Origin of the sequence: Amycolatopsis camponoti, assembly GCF_902497555.1 — a bacterium.
Lineage (GTDB): Bacteria > Actinomycetota > Actinomycetes > Mycobacteriales > Pseudonocardiaceae > Amycolatopsis > Amycolatopsis camponoti.
In genome coordinates this window covers 437,351-457,751 of record NZ_CABVGP010000003.1, presented here as the reverse complement: position 1 = coordinate 457,751, position 20,401 = coordinate 437,351, and the positions used below count along the sequence as shown (strand labels likewise).

The 20,401-nt window shown below is 72.3% G+C and carries 19 protein-coding genes and 1 other RNA gene; 16 read left to right on the top strand and 4 right to left on the bottom strand.

Annotated features, from left to right (window positions below; all coding sequences use genetic code 11):
• Positions 1-188: 188 nt before the first annotated feature.
• Positions 189-818, bottom strand: a complete 630-nt coding sequence (locus AA23TX_RS38485) for a hypothetical protein (protein WP_155547897.1) — start codon at positions 816-818, stop codon at positions 189-191.
• 175 nt (positions 819-993) lie between these two features.
• Here AA23TX_RS38485 and AA23TX_RS38480 point away from each other — a divergent pair, with 175 nt between their 5' ends.
• The 11 genes from AA23TX_RS38480 (at position 994) to ffs (ending at position 12,624) form a co-directional block, all read left to right on the top strand.
• Complete coding sequence (locus AA23TX_RS38480) at positions 994-1,743, top strand: response regulator transcription factor (protein WP_043776006.1); 750 nt, start codon at positions 994-996, stop codon at positions 1,741-1,743.
• Positions 1,721-3,232, top strand: coding sequence for a sensor histidine kinase (locus tag AA23TX_RS38475; RefSeq protein WP_155547896.1), 1,512 nt, complete (start codon positions 1,721-1,723; stop codon positions 3,230-3,232). Before AA23TX_RS38480 ends, AA23TX_RS38475 begins: the two co-directional genes overlap by 23 nt.
• A gap of 86 nt (positions 3,233-3,318) precedes the next feature.
• Positions 3,319-5,181 (top strand): glycosyltransferase family 39 protein, encoded by a 1,863-nt coding sequence (locus AA23TX_RS38470; RefSeq protein ID WP_196425773.1) that lies wholly within the window; start codon positions 3,319-3,321, stop codon positions 5,179-5,181.
• Between the two features lie 594 nt (positions 5,182-5,775).
• Entirely contained in the window at positions 5,776-6,744 is a 969-nt protein-coding gene (locus tag AA23TX_RS38465) for an aliphatic sulfonate ABC transporter substrate-binding protein (protein WP_155549345.1), read from the top strand.
• Entirely contained in the window at positions 6,741-7,679 is a 939-nt protein-coding gene (locus AA23TX_RS38460) for an ABC transporter permease (protein WP_155547895.1), read from the top strand. The genes AA23TX_RS38465 and AA23TX_RS38460 overlap by 4 nt, the downstream gene beginning before the upstream one ends.
• A complete protein-coding gene (locus tag AA23TX_RS38455) occupies positions 7,676-8,464 on the top strand; it encodes an ABC transporter ATP-binding protein (RefSeq protein ID WP_155547894.1) in 789 nt (262 codons plus the stop codon). The genes AA23TX_RS38460 and AA23TX_RS38455 overlap by 4 nt, the downstream gene beginning before the upstream one ends.
• A gap of 25 nt (positions 8,465-8,489) precedes the next feature.
• Positions 8,490-11,147: a nitrate- and nitrite sensing domain-containing protein gene (locus tag AA23TX_RS38450; RefSeq protein ID WP_155547893.1), complete on the top strand. Its 2,658-nt coding sequence runs from the start codon at positions 8,490-8,492 to the stop codon at positions 11,145-11,147.
• The gene (locus AA23TX_RS38445) at positions 11,144-11,578 is read left to right on the top strand and encodes a roadblock/LC7 domain-containing protein (RefSeq protein ID WP_155547892.1); all 435 of its coding nucleotides are present in this window, start codon (positions 11,144-11,146) and stop codon (positions 11,576-11,578) included. The genes AA23TX_RS38450 and AA23TX_RS38445 overlap by 4 nt, the downstream gene beginning before the upstream one ends.
• The gene (locus AA23TX_RS38440) at positions 11,578-11,931 is read left to right on the top strand and encodes a DUF742 domain-containing protein (RefSeq protein WP_155549344.1); all 354 of its coding nucleotides are present in this window, start codon (positions 11,578-11,580) and stop codon (positions 11,929-11,931) included. Before AA23TX_RS38445 ends, AA23TX_RS38440 begins: the two co-directional genes overlap by 1 nt.
• The gene (locus AA23TX_RS38435) at positions 11,909-12,508 is read left to right on the top strand and encodes a GTP-binding protein (RefSeq protein WP_155547891.1); all 600 of its coding nucleotides are present in this window, start codon (positions 11,909-11,911) and stop codon (positions 12,506-12,508) included. Before AA23TX_RS38440 ends, AA23TX_RS38435 begins: the two co-directional genes overlap by 23 nt.
• A 21-nt stretch (positions 12,509-12,529) precedes the next feature.
• Positions 12,530-12,624: signal recognition particle sRNA small type (gene ffs, locus AA23TX_RS38430), an RNA gene on the top strand.
• A 144-nt stretch (positions 12,625-12,768) separates the two neighbouring features.
• Here the strand turns inward: ffs and AA23TX_RS38425 are convergent.
• The gene (locus AA23TX_RS38425) at positions 12,769-13,659 is read right to left on the bottom strand and encodes a spermidine synthase (RefSeq protein WP_196425772.1); all 891 of its coding nucleotides are present in this window, start codon (positions 13,657-13,659) and stop codon (positions 12,769-12,771) included.
• Positions 13,660-13,714: 55 nt separating this feature from the next.
• Here AA23TX_RS38425 and AA23TX_RS38420 point away from each other — a divergent pair, with 55 nt between their 5' ends.
• Together AA23TX_RS38420 and AA23TX_RS38415 are read left to right on the top strand one after the other, a co-directional pair.
• Positions 13,715-15,277, top strand: a complete 1,563-nt coding sequence (locus AA23TX_RS38420) for an ALF repeat-containing protein (RefSeq protein WP_155547890.1) — start codon at positions 13,715-13,717, stop codon at positions 15,275-15,277.
• 43 nt (positions 15,278-15,320) lie between these two features.
• A complete protein-coding gene (locus AA23TX_RS38415) occupies positions 15,321-17,426 on the top strand; it encodes a DNA polymerase III subunit gamma and tau (RefSeq protein ID WP_155547889.1) in 2,106 nt (701 codons plus the stop codon).
• Between the two features lie 22 nt (positions 17,427-17,448).
• Here AA23TX_RS38415 and AA23TX_RS38410 read toward each other — a convergent pair whose 3' ends face one another.
• The gene (locus tag AA23TX_RS38410) at positions 17,449-18,312 is read right to left on the bottom strand and encodes an N-acetylmuramoyl-L-alanine amidase (RefSeq protein WP_230863015.1); all 864 of its coding nucleotides are present in this window, start codon (positions 18,310-18,312) and stop codon (positions 17,449-17,451) included.
• A 79-nt stretch (positions 18,313-18,391) separates the two neighbouring features.
• Between AA23TX_RS38410 and AA23TX_RS38405 the strand changes: the two genes are divergently transcribed.
• From AA23TX_RS38405 to AA23TX_RS38395, 3 genes are read left to right on the top strand one after another with little or no spacing between them, the layout of a single operon-like run.
• The gene (locus tag AA23TX_RS38405) at positions 18,392-18,751 is read left to right on the top strand and encodes a YbaB/EbfC family nucleoid-associated protein (RefSeq protein WP_155549341.1); all 360 of its coding nucleotides are present in this window, start codon (positions 18,392-18,394) and stop codon (positions 18,749-18,751) included.
• 5 nt (positions 18,752-18,756) lie between these two features.
• The gene (gene recR, locus AA23TX_RS38400) at positions 18,757-19,353 is read left to right on the top strand and encodes a recombination mediator RecR (RefSeq protein ID WP_103343528.1); all 597 of its coding nucleotides are present in this window, start codon (positions 18,757-18,759) and stop codon (positions 19,351-19,353) included.
• 31 nt (positions 19,354-19,384) lie between these two features.
• A complete protein-coding gene (locus AA23TX_RS38395; RefSeq protein ID WP_155547888.1) occupies positions 19,385-19,858 on the top strand; it encodes a hypothetical protein in 474 nt (157 codons plus the stop codon).
• Here the strand turns inward: AA23TX_RS38395 and AA23TX_RS38390 are convergent.
• Positions 19,815-20,372, bottom strand: a complete 558-nt coding sequence (locus tag AA23TX_RS38390; RefSeq protein WP_155547887.1) for a glucosaminidase domain-containing protein — start codon at positions 20,370-20,372, stop codon at positions 19,815-19,817. The two genes, AA23TX_RS38395 and AA23TX_RS38390, sit on opposite strands and share 44 nt — an antisense overlap.
• Between the last annotated feature and the right edge of the window lie 29 nt (positions 20,373-20,401).

Sequence of the window (20,401 nt, the reverse complement as noted above, 5' to 3'; positions counted from 1 at the left end):
CGGGAGCGGTGGGCGGGAACGCCCCGATGCGGCGGGAGGGGGCCGCGGCACCGGGACGCTCCCTGACAGGAGGGTCAGTGGCCGGGTGGGTCGCCCGGCGAGGACACCCCGGCTCGTGACCCGCTCGCGTGGCCCGGACGTCATGACGACTCGTTCATGACGTTCCACCCGCTCGCGTGGCCCGGGCCTCAGGTCGTCGGGCGGGCCGAGTAGTCGCCGCCCCGGCGCTGGCCGCCGCCCGGACGCTGGCCCTGGAGTGCCTGGCCCAGTGAGGTCGCCGTGGCCGTTTGGCCGTCCACCTTGGCCACCACCGTCACGTTCTGGTCGCCCTGCTTCACGTCGCCGGTCTTCTGGGTCGATCCGTCGAGCGTGTACGTCTGCTTGTAGCCGTCCTTGCTCGTCAGGGTCACCGAGGTCGCGCTCAGTTCCGTCACGTCGCCCGTCTGGAGACGCTCCGTCGTGTAGCCGCCGTTGCCGTTCGACACCACGAAGTCGCCGTGGAGCGCCTCGCGCAGGGCCGCCATTCCGCCGCCGAACCCGTTGCCGAAGCCGCCTCCCGGGCCGCCCTGGCCGGGGAACTGGCCGGGTCCTCGGCCGCCGAAGCCGCCCGGGCCCTGCTGGGCCGCGTTGTCCGCGCTGCTGGTGCCCGCCCAGATGGCCGCGCCGCCGCCGGCCGCGATCACCACCGCGATGCCGGCCGCGATCGCCGTCTTCTTGCCGGACCAGCCCTTCTTGGGCGCGGCCGGGGCCGGGTCGCCCCAGTTGGCGGGGGCCGGTTCACCCTGCGGTGGCGTGTTCGGCGTCGGCTCGGTCGTCATCGTGTCCTCCGGTCGTACCCACACTGGTCCAGGCCAGCCTCACCGCCGAGGCTGTGTTTGAGCTGTGCGAGGCGTCAGCACGCGCTGTGGCTCCCTTACCCGGACGAAGGACTCTCACAGGAAACGCACAGCACGGGCACAGTGAGCACTGATGAGCCGCCGGGAAGATGGCACTATGACCGCTATGAACGCCACGTCACCCGGCCCCGGCAAGGCCGACCTGCGCCGCGCCGACGGGAGCCCGGTACGGGTCCTCGTCGTCGACGACGAGGCGACGCTGGCCGAGCTCGTGTCGATGGCCCTGCGCATGGAGGGCTGGGAGGTGCGCAGCGCGGGCGACGGCACGGAAGCCGTCCGGATCGCGCGCGACTTCCGGCCCGACGCCGTCGTGCTCGACGTCATGCTCCCCGACTTCAGCGGCCTCGAAGTGCTGCGCCGCATGCGTTCCGAGGCGCCGCACCTGCCGGTGCTCTTCCTGACGGCGAAGGACGCGGTCGAGGACCGCATCGCCGGGCTCACCGCCGGCGGCGACGACTACGTCACCAAGCCCTTCAGCCTAGAAGAGGTCGCGCTGCGCCTGCGCGCGCTGCTGCGCCGGGCCGGCGGGGTGACCGGCGCGAGCGGGTCGACGCTCGTCGTCGGCGACCTCACCCTCGACGAGGACAGCCGCGAGGTGCACCGCGGCGGTGACCTCGTTCCGTTGACCGCGACCGAGTTCGAGCTGCTGCGCTACCTCATGCGCAACCCCAAGCGCGTGCTGTCGAAGGCCCAGATCCTGGATCGCGTGTGGAGCTACGACTTCGGCGGTCAGGCCAACATCGTCGAGCTCTACATCTCCTACCTGCGCAAGAAGATCGACGCCGACCGCGAGCCGATGATCCACACCATGCGGGGCGCCGGGTATGTCCTCAAGCCAGCGGGCTGAGCGGCGGCGGTTCCGGGCGCAGCGGCCGTGGTCGTTGCGGCGGCGGCTGATCGTCCAGCTGGCCGCGTTGCTCGCGCTCGTCTGCCTCGTCGTCGGCGTGGTGACGGAGTTCGCGCTGAGCGAGTTCCTCGTCGGCCAGCAGGACAAGCGGCTCGCCGCGGCGAGCGACCGCGCGTTCCGCGGCGCGGAACGGCCGCCGTGGCAGTACCCCGACGCCGCGCCGCCGCCGGACCCGCTCCGGGCGCTGGGCCAGGGCGACGGCACGCTCGCCGTGGTCCAGAAGGGCCGGTTCGCCCAGGGCAGCGTGCTCGACTCCAGCGTCGGCGTGCCGTCGAAGCGCAAGCCGCCGTTCCGCGGCCTCCCGGAGAGCCAGGTGCTGGCGCTGCTGGCGGTGCCGACCGACGGGAAGCAGCACAGCGTCGACCTCGGCGGCAACCTCGGTGAGTACCGCGTGGTTTCGACCGTGGCGCCCAGCGGCGAGAAGACGGTCATCGGCCTGCCCCTCAAAGACGTGAACGAGACGTTGTGGCAGCTCGGGTTCATCCTCGGTGGCGTCGCGCTCGCCGGGATCCTGGTGGCCGGGGCGGTCGGCGCGGCGACGATCCGGCGCACCATGAAACCCCTCGACCGGTTGGCCGCGACCGCGACGCGCGTCTCCGAGCTGCCGCTGGACCGCGGCGAGGTCGCGCTGTCGGAACGGGTCCCGGAGGCCGACACCGACCCGAACACCGAGGTCGGCAAGGTCGGCTCGGCGCTGAACCGGATGCTCCAGCACGTCGCGAACGCGCTGACCGCGCGGCACGCGAGCGAGAACCGCGTCCGCCAGTTCGTCGCGGACGCGAGCCACGAGCTGCGCACGCCGCTGGCGGCGATCCGCGGGTACGCCGAGCTGACCCGCCGCGGCGGCGAGCAGGTGCCGCCGGACGTCGCGTTCGCGATGAGCCGCGTCGAGTCCGAGTCGCGCCGGATGACGACGCTGGTGGAGGACCTGCTGCTGCTCGCGCGCCTCGACTCCGGCCGTCCGGTGGTGCCCGAGTGGGTGGACCTGTGCCGGCTGGTGGCCGACGCGGTCGCGGACGCGCACGTCGCGGGCCCGGGCCACAAGTGGCTGATGGAGGTGCCCGGCGAGCCGATCGGCGTCCTCGGCGACGCCGGCCAGCTGCACCAGGTGGTGATCAACGTCCTGGCCAACGCGCGCACGCACACCCCGGCGGGCACGACGGTGACGACGACACTGTCCACATCGGACGGAGCGGTCCGGCTCCGCGTGGTGGACGACGGCCCGGGCATCCCGCCGGACATCCTCCCGGACGTGTTCGAGCGTTTCGCCCGTGGTGACAACTCGCGCTCACGGGCGGCGGGGAGCACCGGGCTGGGGCTGGCGATCGTGGCCGCGGTGGTCGGGGCGCACGGCGGCCGGGTCAGGGTGCAGAGCCGTCCGGGACGGACGGAGTTCGAGATGACCTTCGCGGAGGCACCCGCTCCCTAGGCCGGTCACCCGAACGGGCCGGATGCACAGCGCGCGCACAGCTTCGGCACAAGTTCACCACATGCGGCGACGAGACGGTCGGGACCATGACGACCACGCTGTCGGCGCCCGAGCACGCCCAGCCCGCTCCCGAAGCCGCCCGGAAACCGCGGTGGATCAGACCGTCCGTGACCGCTCTGCTGCTCGGTACCGGCCTGCTCTACCTCTGGGACCTGGCGAAGACCGGCTGGGCCAACGACTTCTACGCGATGGCCGCCCAGGCCGGCACGTGGAGCTGGAAGGCGCTGTTCTTCGGCTCGCTCGACCCGGGCAACGTCGTCACCGTCGACAAGCCGCCCTTCTCGCTGTGGGTCATGGGGTTGTCCGGGCGGCTCTTCGGCTTTTCCAGCTGGAGCCTGCTCGTGCCGAACGCGCTCGCCGGCGTCGCCTCGGTCGGCCTGCTCTACCTCGCCGTGCGACGGCTGTCCGGCCCGGGCGCCGGCCTGCTCGCCGGAGCCGGGCTCGCGCTGACGCCGGTCGCCGCGCTCATGTTCCGGTACGACAACCCCGATGCCTTCCTCGTGCTGCTGCTCGTCGCCGGCGCCTACTGCGTCGTGCGCGCGCTGGAACACGCCGGCACGAAGTGGCTGCTGCTCGCCGGGGTCGCCGTCGGGTTCGGCTTCCTCGACAAGATGCTGCAGGCCTTCCTCGTCCTGCCCGCGTTCGTGCTGGCGTACGCCGTCGCGGCGCCGACGTCGCCCGGCCGCCGGATCGGCCAGCTGTTCGCCGCGGCCGGGGCGGTGCTCGTCTCCGCGGGCTGGTGGATCGTGGTCGTCGCGCTCTGGCCGGTGGCGGACCGGCCCTACATCAGCGGCTCGACCGACAACACCGTGCTGGAGCTGGCGTTCGGCTACAACGGCCTCGGCCGGATCTTCGGTGAGGGCCGGGGTGGCAGCGGGGCGCCGCCGGGTGGCGCCGGGGGTGGTTTCGGCGGCGGCTTCGGCGGCGAAACCGGCCTGACGCGGTTGTTCGGCGGCGAGTTCGGCGGGGAAGCCTCGTGGCTGCTGCCCGCCGCGGTCCTCGGCCTGGTCGCCGGGCTGTGGTTCACCCGGCGCGCGCCCCGCACCGACCGGACCCGTGCGGCACTGCTGCTGTGGGGCGGCTGGCTGGTCGTCACGACGCTCGTGTTCAGCTACATGAGCGGCATCATCCACCCGTACTACACGGTCGCGCTGGCCCCGGGGATCGCGGCCACGCTGGGGATCTCCGCGCGCGAGCTGTGGCGCGGCCGGTCGAACTTCGCGGCCCGCGCGGTGCTGGCCGTGTTGCTCGCGGTCACCGCGGTCTGGGGCTTCGTGCTTCTCGCGCGTACGCCGGACTGGCAGCCGTGGATCCGCTACGCGCTGCTCGTGCTCGGCGCGGCCGGGGTGCTGGCGCTGCTCTTCGGCGCCGACCGGGTCCGGCGCTTCGGCCCGGTCGTGGCCGCGCTCGGCCTCTGCGGCGCGCTGCTCGGGACGGCGTCGTTCACCCTGGCCACGGCGGCGACCGCGCACTCCGGCGGCACTCCGTCGTCCGGACCGGCGGTCGCGAGTGGACGCGGGTTCGGCGCGCGGGGCGGCTTCGGCGAAGGCCGGACCGACACCGCGGTGATCGACCTGCTGAAGAACACCACGACGAAGTGGGCCGCGGCGCAGAGCGGTGCGATGCAGTCGGCCGGGCTGGCGCTGGCGAGCGGACGGCCGGTGCTCGCGATCGGCGGCTTCAGCGGCAGCGACCCCGCGCCGACGCTCGCGCGGTTCCAGGAGTACGTCGCCGCCGGCGACATCCGCTACTTCGTCGCCGGCGGTCGCGGCGGCTTCGGTGGCGGCCGCGGCACCTCGGGTGAGATCCAGGCCTGGGTCGAGCAGAACTTCACGCCGGAGACCGTCGGCGGCACGACGATTTACGACCTCACGAAATCTGTCGCGTGATCGAAATTCGTCCGATTGTTTCAGGCGTGTTAACAGTCGAGGAATCATTCCCGGATCCCGGCTTCGTGCGATATCGGCGAGGGCGCACACCTGTTCGATTCCCGCCTCGGTGAACGACACAATCCGAACGATTGTTCGCCGGACTCGGGTAGCGCTCGGTGATGATCAAGGCGCGCGGTAACGACTAGGGACTACAGCCCGTGCGGCTGCACGGCCGCTCGGCCACGATCTTGGCCGGGCGGCCGACAGAAAGCCGGTCGGCAAGGGGTGTCGAAAGCGTCGATGACGCTGGTTGGCCCCGGCGCGGATCACTCGTTCGGCCGCATCCTCCGGGCATTGTGGTGATCTTGTGCCACTCGCTAGGCTGCCCGCCGGGTGAGGGACAAGGGGTAGCCGATCCGGTGCGCTGAGGGGCCGGATATCACTGAGTGTGGGTGATCCTTGTCCGCTTTCTCTCATCCGCGACCCGATCAGGTGCGTCTGGAAGAGGGCAGCGATGACTGTGCGCTTTCGACGCCGCAACACTCCACTTTCCCCGCCTTTTGGAGTTTCGCTGTGACTTCCCGCCCCCGTCTGCTGACGGTGCTCCTGACCTTGCTGACCCTCGCCGGGGTCACCGCGCTTTCCGGCTGCGGCGACAGCTCCGCCACCGGCTCCGGGGACAAGATCACGCTCGGGTTCAGCGCCTGGCCGGGCTGGTTCCCCTGGCAGGTGGCGCAGGAGCAGGGCCTGTTCGCCAAGAACGGCGTGAACGTCGACCTGAAGTACTTCGACAACTACACCGACAGCATCAACGCGCTCTCCAGCGGGGCCATCGACGCGAACAGCCAGACCCTCAACGACACGCTCTCCTCGGCTTCCGGCGGCGCGAAGCTGTCGATCGTGCTGGTGAACGACAACTCCACCGGCAACGACAAGATCATCGCGCGGGACGGGATCAACGCCATCGCCGACCTGAAGGGCAAGAAGGTCGCGGTCGAGCAGGGGACGGTCGACCACTACCTGCTGCTGCTCGCGCTGCAGGAGGCGAAGCTGACCGAAAAGGACATCGAGCTGGTCAACCTGCCGACCGACGCCGCCGCGGCCGCGTTCGTCGGCGGCCAGGTCGACGCGGTGGGTGCGTTCGCGCCGTTCACCTCGAAGGCCCTCGAGCGCCCGGGCAGCCGCGCGATCTCGACGTCGACGGAGTTCCCCGGTGCCATCCCGGACCACCTCGTCACGTCGCAGAAGCTTGTCAAGGAGCACCCGAAGGACGTCCAGGCACTGGTCAACACCTGGTTCGAGACCCTGACCTGGATCAAGAACAACAAGGACGCGGCCGTCGGGATCATGGCCAAGCGCGGCGGTGTGTCCGATGCGGACTACCGGTCCTACGACGCCGGCACCACGATCTTCACGCGCCAGCAGAACCTCGACGCGTTCACCCCGGGCGTCACCGCGCAGCACCTCGACTTCCAGGCGAACAAGATCGTCGACTTCATCGTCGGCACCGGGCTCGCCCAGCAGCGGCCGTCGCTGGACGGGTTGTTCGACGACCAGTTCGTGAAGGCCGCGCCGCAGTGACGGGTCCGACCCAGCGCACCACCCCGGCGGTCACGGCCGACGAGCGGGCCGCCGAGGTGTTGGAAGCCGAGCAGCGGCTCGCCGAAGCGCAGGAGTCCGGCCGGGGCCGCCCGGCCTGGGCGCCGCTGCCGCGCCGGACCGCGCCGAAGGCCACCTCGGCGCTGCTTTCCCTGCGCACGCCCCTTTCCGCGTCGGCGCGCTGGAAGCTGGCGGTGCTGTCGTTCGCGATCCCGTTCCTCGCGTGGGTCCTGCTGAGCGTCAGCGGGGTCGTCAACCCGACGTTCCTGCCGTCCCCGGTCGCGGTGGTCCGGGCCGGCGTCGACATGGCGAGCACCGGTGAGCTCTTCGACGACCTCTGGGCGACAACCCAACGGGTGCTCGAAGGCTTCGGCCTCGCCATTCTGGTGTCGGTGCCGCTCGGCATCCTGATGGGCGGCTTCAGCGCGGGGCAGGCGTTCTTCGAGCCGCTGATCGGGCTGCTGCGCTACCTGCCGGCGAGCGCGTTCATCCCGCTGCTGATCATCTGGCTCGGCATCGGCGAGCCGTCGAAGATCGCCATGCTGTTCCTCGGGACGGTCTTCTTCAACACGCTGATGACCGCCGACGTCGTCCGCGGCGTCCCGGGCGCGCTCCTCGACGTCTCCTACACCCTCGGCGCGCGCCGGGGCGAGGTGCTGCGCAAGGTCGTCGTGCCGCACTCGCTGCCCGGCGTGATCGACGCGATCCGCGTCAACGCCGCCGCGGCGTGGAACTTCGTGGTCGTCGCCGAGCTGATCAACTCGTCGGCGGGCCTCGGCTACCGGATCGTCCGGGCGCAGCGGTTCCTGCAGACCGACAAGATCTTCGCGGTGCTGGTGGTCATCGGCGTCGCGGGGCTCCTCATCGACGTCCTGTTGCGCCTGCTGCGCACGCGGGTCGGGAAGTGGGCGGCATGACGCTGGAGCTGCGGAACGTCGCGAAGGACTACACCGTGCGCGGCACGGTGACCCGCGCGCTCGACGGCGTCGACCTCGAGGTGCGGCGCGGCGAGTTCGTCTGCGTCGTCGGCGCGAGCGGCTCGGGCAAGTCGACGCTGCTGTCGCTGGTCGCCGGGCTCAGCCGGCCGACCGAGGGCGAGATCGTGCTCGACGGCGTCCCGGTGACCGGTCCCGGCCCGGACCGCGGGCTCGTCTTCCAGGCCGGCGCGCTGTACCCGTGGCGCAGCGTCGAGAAGAACGTCGCGTTCGGACTCGAGCTGCTCGCGGTCGACGCGGGCGAGCGCGCCAAGCGCGTGGACTGGTACCTCGCCGAGACGGGGCTCCACGCCGTGCGCAAGTCGTTGCCGAAGCAGCTTTCCGGCGGCCAGAAGCAGCGCGTCGCGATCGCGCGGGCGCTCGCCTGCGAACCGGACGTGCTGCTGCTGGACGAACCCTTCGGCGCCTTGGACGTCCAGACCAAAGAGGACATGCAGGTGCTCATCCGCCAGGTCTGGGCCGACACCGGCACCACGGTGCTGATGGTCACCCACGACGTCGAGGAAGCGGTCTTCCTGGGCGGCCGGGTGGTGGTGCTCGCCTCCGACCCGGGCCGGATCGCCGCCGACGTCGAGGTGACGCTGCCCACCGAGCGGGACTTGGCGGTGAAGCGCGAACCGCGCTTCCTCGCGCTGCGCGCCCGGATCGAGGACCTCGTCCGGGAGCAGCACCGCGGCCACGTCGGCCGGGTGGCCGCGGACGGGTGAGAACGGAAGACGGAGAGGTGCGGGAATGAGGCACGGCAAGGCGACCGCGGACCGGGCCGGCGGCGGGGCGATCCTGTCCCGGCTCGGCATTCGCGGCAAGCTGAACCTGCTGCTCCTGCCCCCGCTGGTCGCGGTGGTGCTGGTGTCGGTGCCGTTCGTGCTGACGCAGGCGAACAGCGCCGTGGCCGCGACGCAGTCGGCGACGGTGGCGCGGCACGCCCAGCAGCTCGGCGGCCTGGTCTGGCAGCTGCAGCGCGAACGGCTGCTGACCGGCGCGTACGTCGCGACGCCGTCGATGCCCGCCGACCAGATGCTGCAGCAGCAGAAGACGGTGAGCGCGGCGGTCGAGGACGTCCGGTCGTCGCTCGGCGCCGACGCGCCCGACGAGCTTTCCGCGGCGCTGACCCGGATCGGTTCGCTCGACGAGCTGCGGCAGAACGCGCAGCGCCGCGGTGTCGCGCTCGACAGCGTCGCGCGCACCTACCACGCGGTCATCGGCGCGGTAATCGATTCACTGCGGCTGGTCCCGCAGCTCACCAGTGACGCCGAGGGCACGCGGGAGCTGACCGCGCTGGAGGCGTTGCTGCGCGCGAACGAGGAGAACTCGTTGCGCGGCATGGCGTTGATCGTGACGGCGGTGTCGCCCGACGCCGGCCGGTCCATCCTGGACGACGCGACCCAGCAGGCGCCGATCTTCACCGACCGGTTCGTCCAGCAGGCCGACGACGAGACCGACCGCGACCAGTCCGCGCTGGTCGTCAACGTCGAGCAGAGCGACGCGGGCCGCCGGATCGACGAGCTCGCGGCCCAGATCGGCAACCCGCGGGACGCGGCCGCGACCAGCCGGTACGTCACCGACGTCCTCACCGCGTCGGAAAGCCAAGCGGGACAGCGGAAGCTGGTCCAGGAGCGGGTCACCGGCGAGATCGCCGACGCGGCGAACGACCGGGCGGCCGCCGGCACGCGGCTGGCGTGGCTGGTCGGCGTCGGCGCGGGCCTGCTGTTCTTGCTGGTCGCGTTCCTGGCCGTCGCGGTGTCCCGCTCGATCGCCCGGCCGCTGCGGCGGCTCACCACCGCGGCGACCTCGGTCGCCGACCTCGCCGGCACCGAGCTCGTCCGCGTCACCGACACCGAAGAGGCCGAGGAGCAGGTCCCGCGGCTGGCCACGATCGACGTCGTCTCGGACGACGAGCTCGGCGAGCTGGCGGCCGCGTTCAACCGGGTCCAGACCACCGCGGCCGAGCTGGTCGAGCGGCAGGCGCTCACCCGGCGCAACACCAGCCTGATGTTCGCGAACGTCGCCAAGCGCACGCAGAACCTCGTCGGCCGCCAGCTCGCGCTGATCGACGAGGTCGAGCGCAACGAGCAGGACACCCGGCTGCTGGCCAGCCTCTACCGGCTCGACCACCTCTCCACCCGCCTGCGCCGCAACGCCGACAACCTGCTCGTCGTGTCCGGCACCCGCGACGAGACGCGCATCGCCGGTCCGATCGAGCTGTCCACGGCGCTGCGCTCCGCGCTCGCCGAGATCGAGGACTACCAGCGCGTCAAGCTGGGGGTCGTCGCGGAGATCCTGCTGTCGTCGTCCTTCGGCGCCGACCTGGTGCTCGTGTTCGCCGAGCTGCTGGAGAACGCGACGTCGTTCTCGCCCCCGGGTTCGATGGTCGAGGTCGACACGATGCTCCTCGCCGACGGCTCCTGCCTGGTGAGCATCGTCGACCACGGCATCGGCATGACCGCGCAGAAGGTCGCCGAGGAGAACCGGCGGCTCGTCGAGCGCGAACGGCTCGAGCTGGCGCCGACCAGCGTGCTCGGCCTGTTCGTGGTCGGCCGCCTGGCGCGGCGCCACGACCTGGGCGTCGAGCTGCTCGCGACGCCGACCACCGGTGGCGTGACCGCGCGGCTGACGATCCCGCCGTCGCTGTTCAGCCACCGCGTGAACGTCCGCGTGAAACCCGCGCCGGCGATCCCGGCCCAGGCCGTACCCGAGGCGCGTCCCGCGGAAGCCGTCGCGGTGGCGGCCACTGTGTCCACTTCGGACTTGCCGCGTCCGGTCGAGCTGCCCGCGCCGGCGATCCCGGCGCTCCTCGGTTCCCGCAACGGCTTCCTCTGGTTCGACCAGCGGGAACCGGTGTGGCCGGACGCCGAACCGGACGTCCCGGCCGAGCGCGAGCCGGAGAGCCGGGCCGGGCTCAAGCGGCGCGTGCGCGGCGCCCAGCTGCCGAGCCCGGGCACCACCGCGCCGGTTTCGCCCGAGCCGCGGCACGACCCGGAGGCGACCAAGGCCGCGATGGACGGGTTCCAGGACGCCTTCGCCCGGGCCGCCGGAGGGACGGAAGCGCCACCTCTCCGGGAAACCGCCGCCTCGGAAGTGTCGCTTTTCCGCGAAAGTGACAGCTTCGGGCAGACACCGGTCGCCGAGGCCCCGGCGGCCCGGGACGGCCTGGTCCGCCGCGTCCCCGGCGCCCAGCTCGCCCCCGGCCTGCGTCCGCCGACCGTCACGGGCAGGCCGGCCCCGAGAGCCGCCGCGAACCGCGGCCGGCGGGACCCGGCGGCCGAGCGGGCGGCGTTCGACTCGTTCGCCGCCGGCCTGGCCAAGGCGGACGTGGTGACGGCGGACAGCCCGCCATGGGGCGTGGCCGCCGGTCGTGTGATGGAACGAGGAGAAGAGAGCAGGAAATGAGCATCCCCGCAGCCGGCGTCAGCGTCGAGGCCCAGAACTTCAACTGGCTGGTGAGCCGCTTCGCGCAGCACACCGCGGGCGCGATCGCCGCCATCGCGGTCTCGGCCGACGGCCTGCTGATCGCGGTGTCCTCGGAGCTCGAGCGATCCAACGCCGACCGCCTCGCCGCGATCTCCTCCGCCATGCTCGGTCTCGCCCACGGCGTCTCCGAAAGCCACCCGCTCGGCTCGCCCGACAAGGTGATCATCGAGCTGGAGCACGGGTACCTGCTGGTCTGCACCATCAGCATCGGCTGCTCGCTGGGCGTGCTGGCCAACAAGCAGGCCGGCCTGGGCACGATCGCCTACGAGATGGCCATGTTCGCCAACCGCGCCACCGAAGTCCTGACGCCGGGCCTGATCGAGGAGCTCAAGAACACCGTAGGTTCGTGATGACCGAGGAACCGGACACCTCGTTGCTGCGGCCGTACCTGATGACCTCGGGGCGCGCCCAGCCGGTCGACCAGAGCCTCGAGATCGAGGCGCAGGTCATGACGTCCCGCCTGGGGGCGGCTTCACACCCGAAGCTCACGTTCGAACGGCAGGAGATCGTCTCCCTCTGCCGGAGCACCGTTTCGGTCGCCGAGGTGGCCGCCGTGCTCGGCCTGCACATCGGCGTCGCCCGGGTGCTGGTGGCCGACCTCGCCGAGCAGGGCTACGTCGTCGTCCGCCGGCCGGCGAACACCAACTCGCACGACCTCGGCATGATCGAAAGGGTCATTCGTGGACTCGAAGCCATTCACTGAACCGGCGGCCCGCCCGCCGGCCCCGGTCAAGATCGTCATCGCGGGCGGCTTCGGCGTGGGCAAGACGACGGCCGTGTCGTCCATCTCGGAGATCAAGCCGCTGACCACGGAGGCCGCGATCACGTCGGTGGCGGCCGCGGTGGACCGCACCGGCCACGTCCCGCGCAAGACCACCACGACGGTGGCGCTGGACTTCGGCTGCATCACCATCGACGACGAGGTGAAGCTGTACCTGTTCGGCACGCCCGGCCAGGACCGCTTCGGCTTCATGTGGCAGGACCTGGTCCACGGCGCACTGGGCGCGCTGGTGATCGTGGACACCCGCCGCATGGACGACTGCTACCCGGCGGTCGACTACTTCGAGAACGCGGGCCTGCCGTTCGTGGTGGCGGTGAACATGTTCGACGGGTCACTGGGCCACAACCTCGACGACGTGCGGTGGGCCTTGGCGGTCAGCGAGGACGTCCCGCTGATCACGTTCGACGCGCGGCAGAAGCTTTCGGTGCGGGACGCGCTGCTGGCGGTCCTGCACAACACGTTCAAGAAGGCCCGTGCGCAGGCTGGTGCGGGGGCTTGAGCCAGGCCCGCTACACTGATCCACGGACCCCGCGCGGCGTCCACCCTGTGAACCTCCCCAGGGCCGGAAGGCAGCAAGGATAAGCAGGCTCTGACGGGTGCGCGGGGTCCCCTTCGTCTCTGCTTCGGGCTTCGCCCTTCGCTCGACTCCGTCGTTGTCCCCGGGGGCCGAGCCCCCGGACCCCCACGGTGCCTCGCTCGCGGCTTTGCAGGTCTGCCGTGGCTGGTCGTGAGTGAGAAACAGGGTTAGAACACTGTTTCTCACTCACGACCTCTTTGGAACAGCCCCAGGATGTCGGCCGGGGGTTGGGGGGAGGGTGGGCGGTCCTCGTCCGTGATCGGGTTCGCCCTTCCTGCCAGCTTGCGTAGCTCTGCGCCCTCCACGCACCTCGTCGGGAATGCCGCCGAGGCCGTTCGGCGGGCGATCTCCGCCGTCGGTAGCGGTGAGGCCGAGGCCGTGAACACCAGGTTGCCGAAGCGGCGGCCCTTCAGCACCGCCGGGTCCGCCAGTAGCAGGACCTCGGGGAACACCTCGCGCAGCGTCGCCAGGAAGCGGCGGGCGAACGGGAGCCCCGCGCCGTCCGTGATGTTGGCCAGGTAGATGCCCGGGGGCCGCAGGATCGCCGCGATCGAGCGCGTCGCCTCCAGGGTCGCCAGGCCGCCGGCCAGGGTCGCGCGCTCGAACGCGTCGACCACCAGCAGGTCCGCCGTGTCCTCGCGTCTCGTCGTGAGGCCTTCGCGGCCGTCCGTCACCCGGACGCGCAGGCCCGGCACCCGCAGCCCCAGCTGGGCGCGGACCAGCTCGACCAGCTCGCCGTCGGCGTCGAACACCAGCTGCCGCGACCCCGGGCGCGACGCCGCCACGTACCGCGGCAGCGTGCACGCCGCCCCGCCGATGTGCAACGCCTCCAGCGGGCCCGGCGGCAGCTGGTCCACGACGTCGGCGAACCGCCGGATGTAGTCGAACTCCAGGTCGGCCGGGTCGTCGAGGTCGACGTGCGACTGGGCGACCCCGTCCACCGACACCAGCCATGCGTTGGCCCGGTCGGCGTCGCGGAGGAGCTCCGCCGTCCCGAACCGGACCGGGTACCGCCCGGCCACCGGGCCGGGCTTTCGCGTGCGACTCACGAAATCCGAGGCTATCGGAAACATTCCGACCGCCCCGGCGATAAGGGAGCGGAACGATCATCGATCGAGGGGGTTTTCCTTGCGTGCGAACGCAGTAATCGTCGCCGCGGCTCTCGCCGCCGGTGTCTTCGCGACGCCGGCGGCCGCGGACGTCCTGCCCGACCGGGCCCAGGCCGTGGGGTACCTGGAAACCGGTGGCCCCGGCGTCGCCAGAGCCGCCGAAGCGGCCTTGCTCGGCACTCCGGCCGACCTGCAGGACTTCCTGGCGACGGGCCGCCAGCGGGCCCGTGACGACGACGACCGGGTCCTGGTCACCCAGGCACTCACGACCGGCGGCCCGGTCACCAAGCGCGCCGCCCAGCAGGCGCTCGACGGCACCATCGAGGACGTCCGCGCCTTCTTGGCCACCGGCCAGGCCCAGGCCCGGGTCGCCGACGACCGGATCGCGGTCGGGCAGGCGATGAGCACCGGCGGCCCGGTCGTCAACGCCCGGGCCCAGAAGGCGCTCGACGGCACTCCCGCCGACGTGCGGGCGTTCCTCGAGACCGGCTTGCAGCAGGCCAGGGACACCGACGAGCGGATCACGGCGAACCAGGCGCTGGCCGCCGGCGGTCCCGAGGTCCAGGCGGCCGCGCAGACGGCGCTCGACGGCACCCCGGACGACATCCGGTACTTCCTTTCCCGCTGGCGGCAGGTCGCCGCGGACGGGGACGCCGAGGTCGCCGCGGTCCAGGCCCAGCTCGACGGGGCCAAGGTGGCGGCGGCCAACCACCGCCCGCTCGTGGTGAGGCTCGCCGCGGAGCGGGCCACGCAGATCGCCGCCGACGCGCGGAAGGCGAACGTCGACCGGCTCGCCGCGCAGCAGGCCGCCGCCCAGCACGACGCCCAGGTCGCGGCCGGCGCGGCCGCCGACGCCGCGCAGCAGGCCCGTGACGCCGCCGCCCGCGCGGCGCAGGCCAAGGCCGACAACGACAAGCTGCTCACCGACGCGGCCGACCCGGCGCTGACCGTGCCGAACGGCCGTCGCGCGTCGGTCTACCTGCTGCGCACCGGCGGTGCCGCGGTCAAGAACGCCGCCCGGACCGCGCTGAGCGGCTCGGACGACGACGTCGTCACCTTCGTGCGCAGCGGTCTGATCGCCGCGCAGGAGACCGATGACCGCGCCGCCGTCGCGGCGATCGCGGCCGACCCCGCGGCCCGGGCCGGCCTGCGCCAGGCCGCTCGTGACGCGCTCGCCGGGCCGTACGCCGGTGTCGCCGGCCTGCTGCGCACCGGGGACTACCCGGGCCGTGACACCGACGACCGCGTCGAGGTCAACCAGATCATGGCGGCCGGTGGCCCGGCGACGAAGTCGGCGGCCCAGCAGGCGCTCGACGGCACGGTCGCCGACGTCCGGGCGTTCCTGGCCACCGGCCGGTTCGTCGCGCGGACGCACGACCTGCGGATCAAGGTGGCGCAGTCGCTGTCGGAAGGCCCGGAGGTCAACGCGGTCGCGCAGGGCGTCCTCGACGGCCCGGAGTCGTTCCTGCAGCCGTACCTCGACAACGACCTGGGCAAGGCACGGGCGCGTGACGCCTTCACCGCCGGGCACGTCGCGAAGGTGAACGCTCTGGTCGCCGAGGTGAACGCACTGAGGTCCTGACCGCACGGCGAAGGTTGTCGGACCCTGACGGTAGTCTCGCGGCGTGGCTCTCGCGCTGTACCGCAAGTACCGTCCGGCAACCTTCGCCGAGGTCGTCGGGCAGGAGCATGTGACCGAACCCCTCCGGACGGCGTTGTCCGCCGGGCGGATCAACCACGCCTACCTCTTCTCCGGCCCCCGCGGCTGCGGCAAGACGTCCAGCGCGCGCATCATGGCGCGCTCGCTGAACTGCGTGAAGGGGCCGACGCCGGACCCGTGCGGCGAGTGCAACTCGTGCAAGGCGCTCGCCCCCGAGGGGTCGGGCAGCGTGGACGTCACGGAGCTCGACGCGGCCAGCCACGGTGGCGTCGACGACGCCCGCGAGCTGCGTGACAAGGCGTTCTACGCGCCGGCGGAGTCGCGGTACCGCGTGTTCATCATCGACGAGGCGCACATGGTCACCACGCAGGGCTTCAACGCCCTGCTGAAGATCGTGGAAGAGCCGCCCGAGCACGTCATCTTCATCTTCGCGACCACCGAGCCGGACAAGGTGCTGACCACCATCCGCTCGCGGACGCACCACTACCCGTTCCGGCTGATCCCGCCGGGCGCGATGCGCACGCTGCTGGAGAGCAACGTCGCGGCCGAGGGCGTCGAGGTCGAGCCCGCGGTGTACCCGCTGGTCATCCGGGCGGGCGGCGGTTCGGCGCGGGACACGCAGTCGGTGCTCGACCAGCTGCTCGCCGGCGCGGGCCCGGACGGCGTTTCGTACTCGCGCGCGGTCGCGCTGCTGGGTGTCACGGACGTCGCGCTGATCGACGACATGGTGGACGCGCTTTCGACCGAGGACGCCGCGACGGTGTTCGGCACGGTCGAGAAGGTCACCGAGGCCGGGCACGACCCGCGCCGGTTCGCCACGGACCTGCTCGACCGGTTGCGCGACCTGGTGCTGCTGCGCGCGGTGCCGTCTTCCGCCGGCGGACTGGTGTCCGCGCCGGAGGAAGAGCTGTCGCGGATGGTCGCGCAGGCGGAGCGGATCGGACTGGCGACGCTCTCGCGGTACGCCGACATCGTCCACAATGGACTTCTGGAGATGCGCGGGGCGACCTCGCCCCGGCTGGTGCTCGAGCTGCTGTGCGCGCGGATGCTGCTGCCGTCGGTGACGGAGGCGGAAAACGCGCTGCTGGCCCGCCTGGAGCGGCTCGAACGCCGCGCGACGCTGGCGGGCGGGGGTGGCGCGCCGGCCGAGGGCGGCGTGGAGCCGCCGGTGCGGGCGGCGTCGGAGCGGTTCTCACGTCCTTCGCAGCGTCCGGCTTCGGCGGATCCGGCGCCGGTCGCGCCCGAGCCGGCCCCGGCGCCCGAGCCGGCTTCGCGGCCCGCCCCCACGCCCGAGCCCGCTCCGGTGGCGAAGCCCGCCGAGCCTGCTCCGGCGGCCAAGTCCGCGGAAAGCGGCTGGGGGACGCCGCGAACTCCTGGTGGTGGCACTCCCGCTACGCCCGCTCCGGCCGCTACGCCCGCTCCGGCTCCCGACCCCGCTCCGGCGGCGTCGCCGGCCGCCGCGTCCGGGGGTCTGGACGCCGCCGCGATCCGGAACGTGTGGCCGCAGCTCATGACCGCGCTGCGCAAGTTCACCGGCGGCCGGAGCCTCGAGGCGATGCTCACCCAGGCGACGGTCGCGACCGTCGAGGGGAACTCCCTCACCCTCACCCACAAGTCCGAGCCGCTGGCCCGTCGCCTGTCCGACCAGGACAACGCCCGCAAGATCGCCGGCGCGCTGGCGGACGTCGTCGGTGGCGACTGGCAGGTCCGCTGCGTCCACGGCAACGCCCCGGCCGCGCCCGCCGCGCGCACGCAGCAGGCCGCGCCCGCGGCGGAGCGGTCGTTCACCCGGCAGTCGGCGGCCCCGGCCGCCGCGCCCGCGCAGCCGCCCGTTGCAGCGCCGGCTCGTCCCGCGCCGGCGCCAGTCGCCGCACCGGTCCGGCCCCGCGTAGCCACGTCCGAGCCGGACATCCCGCTGCCCCCGGAACCCTCCGACGAGGACGACGAGGACCTCTACAACGAGGACGCCAGCCCGGCCCCGCCGCCGCCCCCACCGCCGCCGGACCAGGACCCGGACGAGCTGGCCCGCAAGCTGATCTCGGACCACCTCGGCGCCCGCCCCCTGGACTGACGCCGACCCTCCGGGCACGGTGTCAGGAAGCCAGGTAGGCCTCGATCGCCGCCGCGATGGCGGACGCGTACTGCTGGCGCCCTTCCGCGCTGGTCATCCGGGCCGCCTCCGCCGCGTTGCGCATGTTGCCGCACTCGACGAGCACCGCCGGCCGCGTCGACAGGTTCAACCCGCCGAGGTCCGTGCGCGCCGAAAGGCCGTTGCCGCCGATGTAGTTCGACGTGCTGAACCCGCCCGAGCGCAGCGTGTCCCGGACGACCTGCGCCAGCCGCGTCGACGGCTCGCCCTGCGCCGCGTTCAACGGCGGTGACGAGTACGCGACGTGGAAGCCGTTCGCGCCGGCCGCGGTCGAGCCGTCGGCGTGGATGGAGACGACGGCGTCGGCGTTCGCTTCGTTGCCGATCGCGGCCCGGCGGTCGACGCAGGGGCCGACGCCGGTGTCGTCCGGTCGCGTGTAGACGACGCGGATTCCCTTGGCCGTCAAGGCTTGCCCGACCCGCTGGGCGACGTCCCAGGTGAACGCGTGCTCGGGGTAGCCGGCGTTCGTCGCGGTGCCGGTCGTGTTGCACGGCTTCCGCTGCCCGCGCCCCGAGGGCACCTGCCGGTTGATCTCCGCCGGGTGGGCCGCGTTCCCGCCGTTGTGCCCGGGGTCGAGCACGACGACCTTCCCGGCCGCGACCGGCGGCACGGCGGCCGACGGCGGCGGCACCGACGGCGGGGGCGACGCGGGCGGCGTCACGGTCGTCGGCGTGGGCGTGACGGTCCGGGTCGTCAGGGGAGCGGGCGCCGGCGCGGCCGGAGCCGCGGGGGTGTCTTCGGAGCAGCCGGTGAGCAGCAGGGCACCGGCCAGCAGGAGAGGGGCAATCGCGCGTCGCACGGCGACCACGGTGCCACAGCCCGGCACCCGGCGTGGCGCGACTACCCTGGCGGAGGACACAGGCGTGCAGAGAGGACCGAGTGCGATCATGGTGCAACCCGGCGGCGGCTTCGACATTTCCCAGCTGATGCAGCAGGCCCAGCAGATGCAGCAGAAGCTCGTCGAGGCCCAGGAGGAGCTCGCCAACACCGAGGTCACCGGTACGGCCGGTGGCGGGCTGGTCACCGCGACCGTCTCCGGTGACAGCCAGCTCAAGAGCCTGCAGATCGACCCGAAGGTCGTCGACCCGGACGACGTCGAGACGCTGTCCGACCTGATCGTGGCGGCGGTCCGCGACGCGTCGGCGAGCGCCCAGAAGCTCACCGAGCAGAAGCTCGGCCCGCTGGCCGGCGGTCTCGGCGGCGGTGGCGGCATGCCGGACCTCGGCGCCCTCGGCTTCGGCGGCTGACGAACTTGTACGAAGGTGTCGTCCAGGACCTGATCGACGAGCTCGGGCGTCTGCCCGGGGTCGGGCCGAAGAGCGCCCAGCGGATCGCGTTCCACCTGCTGGCCGCGGACCCGGCGGACATCTCGCGGCTGCAGGACGTCCTCGGCAAGGTCAAGGAGGGCGTGCAGTTCTGCGAGGTGTGCGGCAACGTCTCCGAGCAGCAGAAGTGCCGCATCTGCCGCGACGAGCGCCGCGACCTCACGGTCATCTGCGTGGTCGAGGAGCCGAAGGACGTCCTGGCGGTCGAGCGCACGCGCGAGTTCAAGGGCCGCTACCACGTCCTGGGCGGCGCGCTCGACCCGCTGTCGGGCATCGGCCCGGAGCAGCTGCGGATGCGCGAGCTGCTCAAGCGCATCGGCGAGGCGGACATCAGCGAGATCATCATCGCGACGGACCCCAACACGGAGGGCGAAGCGACGGCGACGTACCTGGTGCGCATGCTGCGGGACTTCCCGGGGTTGAGCGTGACGAGGCTGGCGTCGGGTCTGCCGATGGGCGGTGACCTGGAGTTCGCGGACGAGCTGACCCTGGGCCGCGCGCTCTCGGGCCGCCGTGTCCTTTGACGGGCGTCCGGTTCCGCCGATCCGGACGCTCGTGCTCATCGGGCGGGGGCGGAAGGGGCGGTACGTCGACATCGCCGACTGCGCCGAGCTGCCCGGATCCGCGAAGTCCGGCCTCGTGGAAGGCTCGATCGAGCTGCCGTTCGGAGAGCCCGCCGTCATCGGCCGCACCACGCTCGACACCGAGGTGGCCATGATGTGGTCACAGATCGCCGGTCTCGTGGCCGGCTACCGCGAGACGGGCAAGGCCACGACCGACCTGCCCGACCAGCCGGGCGAACTCCGGCTCGAGGCGATCCCCGGCGGTCTGGCGCGGCTCACGCTGGCGTACAGCGAAGACACGAGCCTGAGCCACGTCACCGGCGAGGAGGACCTGCTCGCGGCCCTCGCCGTGGGCGGTGTCGGGTTCTTCGAGAAGCTGGCGGAGCTGACCGGCCGCTTCCACGACCGGGAAATCGACCAGCTCACCGGTCGAAGCGCCTCAGGTCGTAGAGGTCCATCAGCCTGATCACCTTGTTCGCGTACTCCGGGTCGGTGGCGTACTTGCGCGCCACCGCCCGGACGAACGCGTCCGGGTCATCACGCACCGGCAACGCCGCCGCGTAGTTCGAGGACGTCGTCAAAAGCCGCCCGTAATCGCGGAACGAGTCGAAAACCGACGCGTACGAACGGAAAAACGCATCCACCGGATGACACGGCGACGGAATGCACTCCGTCGTCGGATATCGCGCGCACCGCAACGCGATGGGTCCCGGGCTCGTCGGCGTCACGCACTTGAAGCCGAAGTGGTTCAGCTCGTTCACCGACAGCTTGCTGCGGCCCCAGTTCGACTCCAGGATCGCCTGCGCCACCGTGACCGACGCCGGGATGTCGTACGCCGCGTGGATCGCCTGGGCGATCGGGCCCGCCGAACCGACGTACGCCTCTTGGAAGCCCGACGAAAGCGCGGCGTCCCGCACCGACGCCTGGTCGACGGGAGGCGGGACCACCACCAGCAAAGCCGCCAGTCCGATGTGGATCATGGCGGCCAAGCTGCCCGATCGCCGCGGCG

Excerpts from the sequence above, each read along its gene's own strand:
- AA23TX_RS38485 (WP_155547897.1), bottom strand. The coding sequence starts at position 818 with ATGACGACCGAGCCGACGCCGAACACGCCACCGCAGGGTGAACCGGCC.
- AA23TX_RS38480 (WP_043776006.1), top strand. The coding sequence starts at position 994 with ATGACCGCTATGAACGCCACGTCACCCGGCCCCGGCAAGGCCGACCTG.
- AA23TX_RS38475 (WP_155547896.1), top strand. The coding sequence starts at position 1,721 with ATGTCCTCAAGCCAGCGGGCTGAGCGGCGGCGGTTCCGGGCGCAGCGG.
- AA23TX_RS38470 (WP_196425773.1), top strand. The coding sequence starts at position 3,319 with ATGACGACCACGCTGTCGGCGCCCGAGCACGCCCAGCCCGCTCCCGAA.
- AA23TX_RS38455 (WP_155547894.1), top strand. The coding sequence starts at position 7,676 with ATGACGCTGGAGCTGCGGAACGTCGCGAAGGACTACACCGTGCGCGGC.
- AA23TX_RS38450 (WP_155547893.1), top strand. The coding sequence starts at position 8,490 with ATGAGGCACGGCAAGGCGACCGCGGACCGGGCCGGCGGCGGGGCGATC.
- AA23TX_RS38445 (WP_155547892.1), top strand. The coding sequence starts at position 11,144 with ATGAGCATCCCCGCAGCCGGCGTCAGCGTCGAGGCCCAGAACTTCAAC.
- AA23TX_RS38440 (WP_155549344.1), top strand. The coding sequence starts at position 11,578 with ATGACCGAGGAACCGGACACCTCGTTGCTGCGGCCGTACCTGATGACC.
- AA23TX_RS38425 (WP_196425772.1), bottom strand. The coding sequence starts at position 13,659 with ATGTTTCCGATAGCCTCGGATTTCGTGAGTCGCACGCGAAAGCCCGGC.
- AA23TX_RS38405 (WP_155549341.1), top strand. The coding sequence starts at position 18,392 with ATGGTGCAACCCGGCGGCGGCTTCGACATTTCCCAGCTGATGCAGCAG.
- AA23TX_RS38390 (WP_155547887.1), bottom strand. The coding sequence starts at position 20,372 with ATGATCCACATCGGACTGGCGGCTTTGCTGGTGGTGGTCCCGCCTCCC.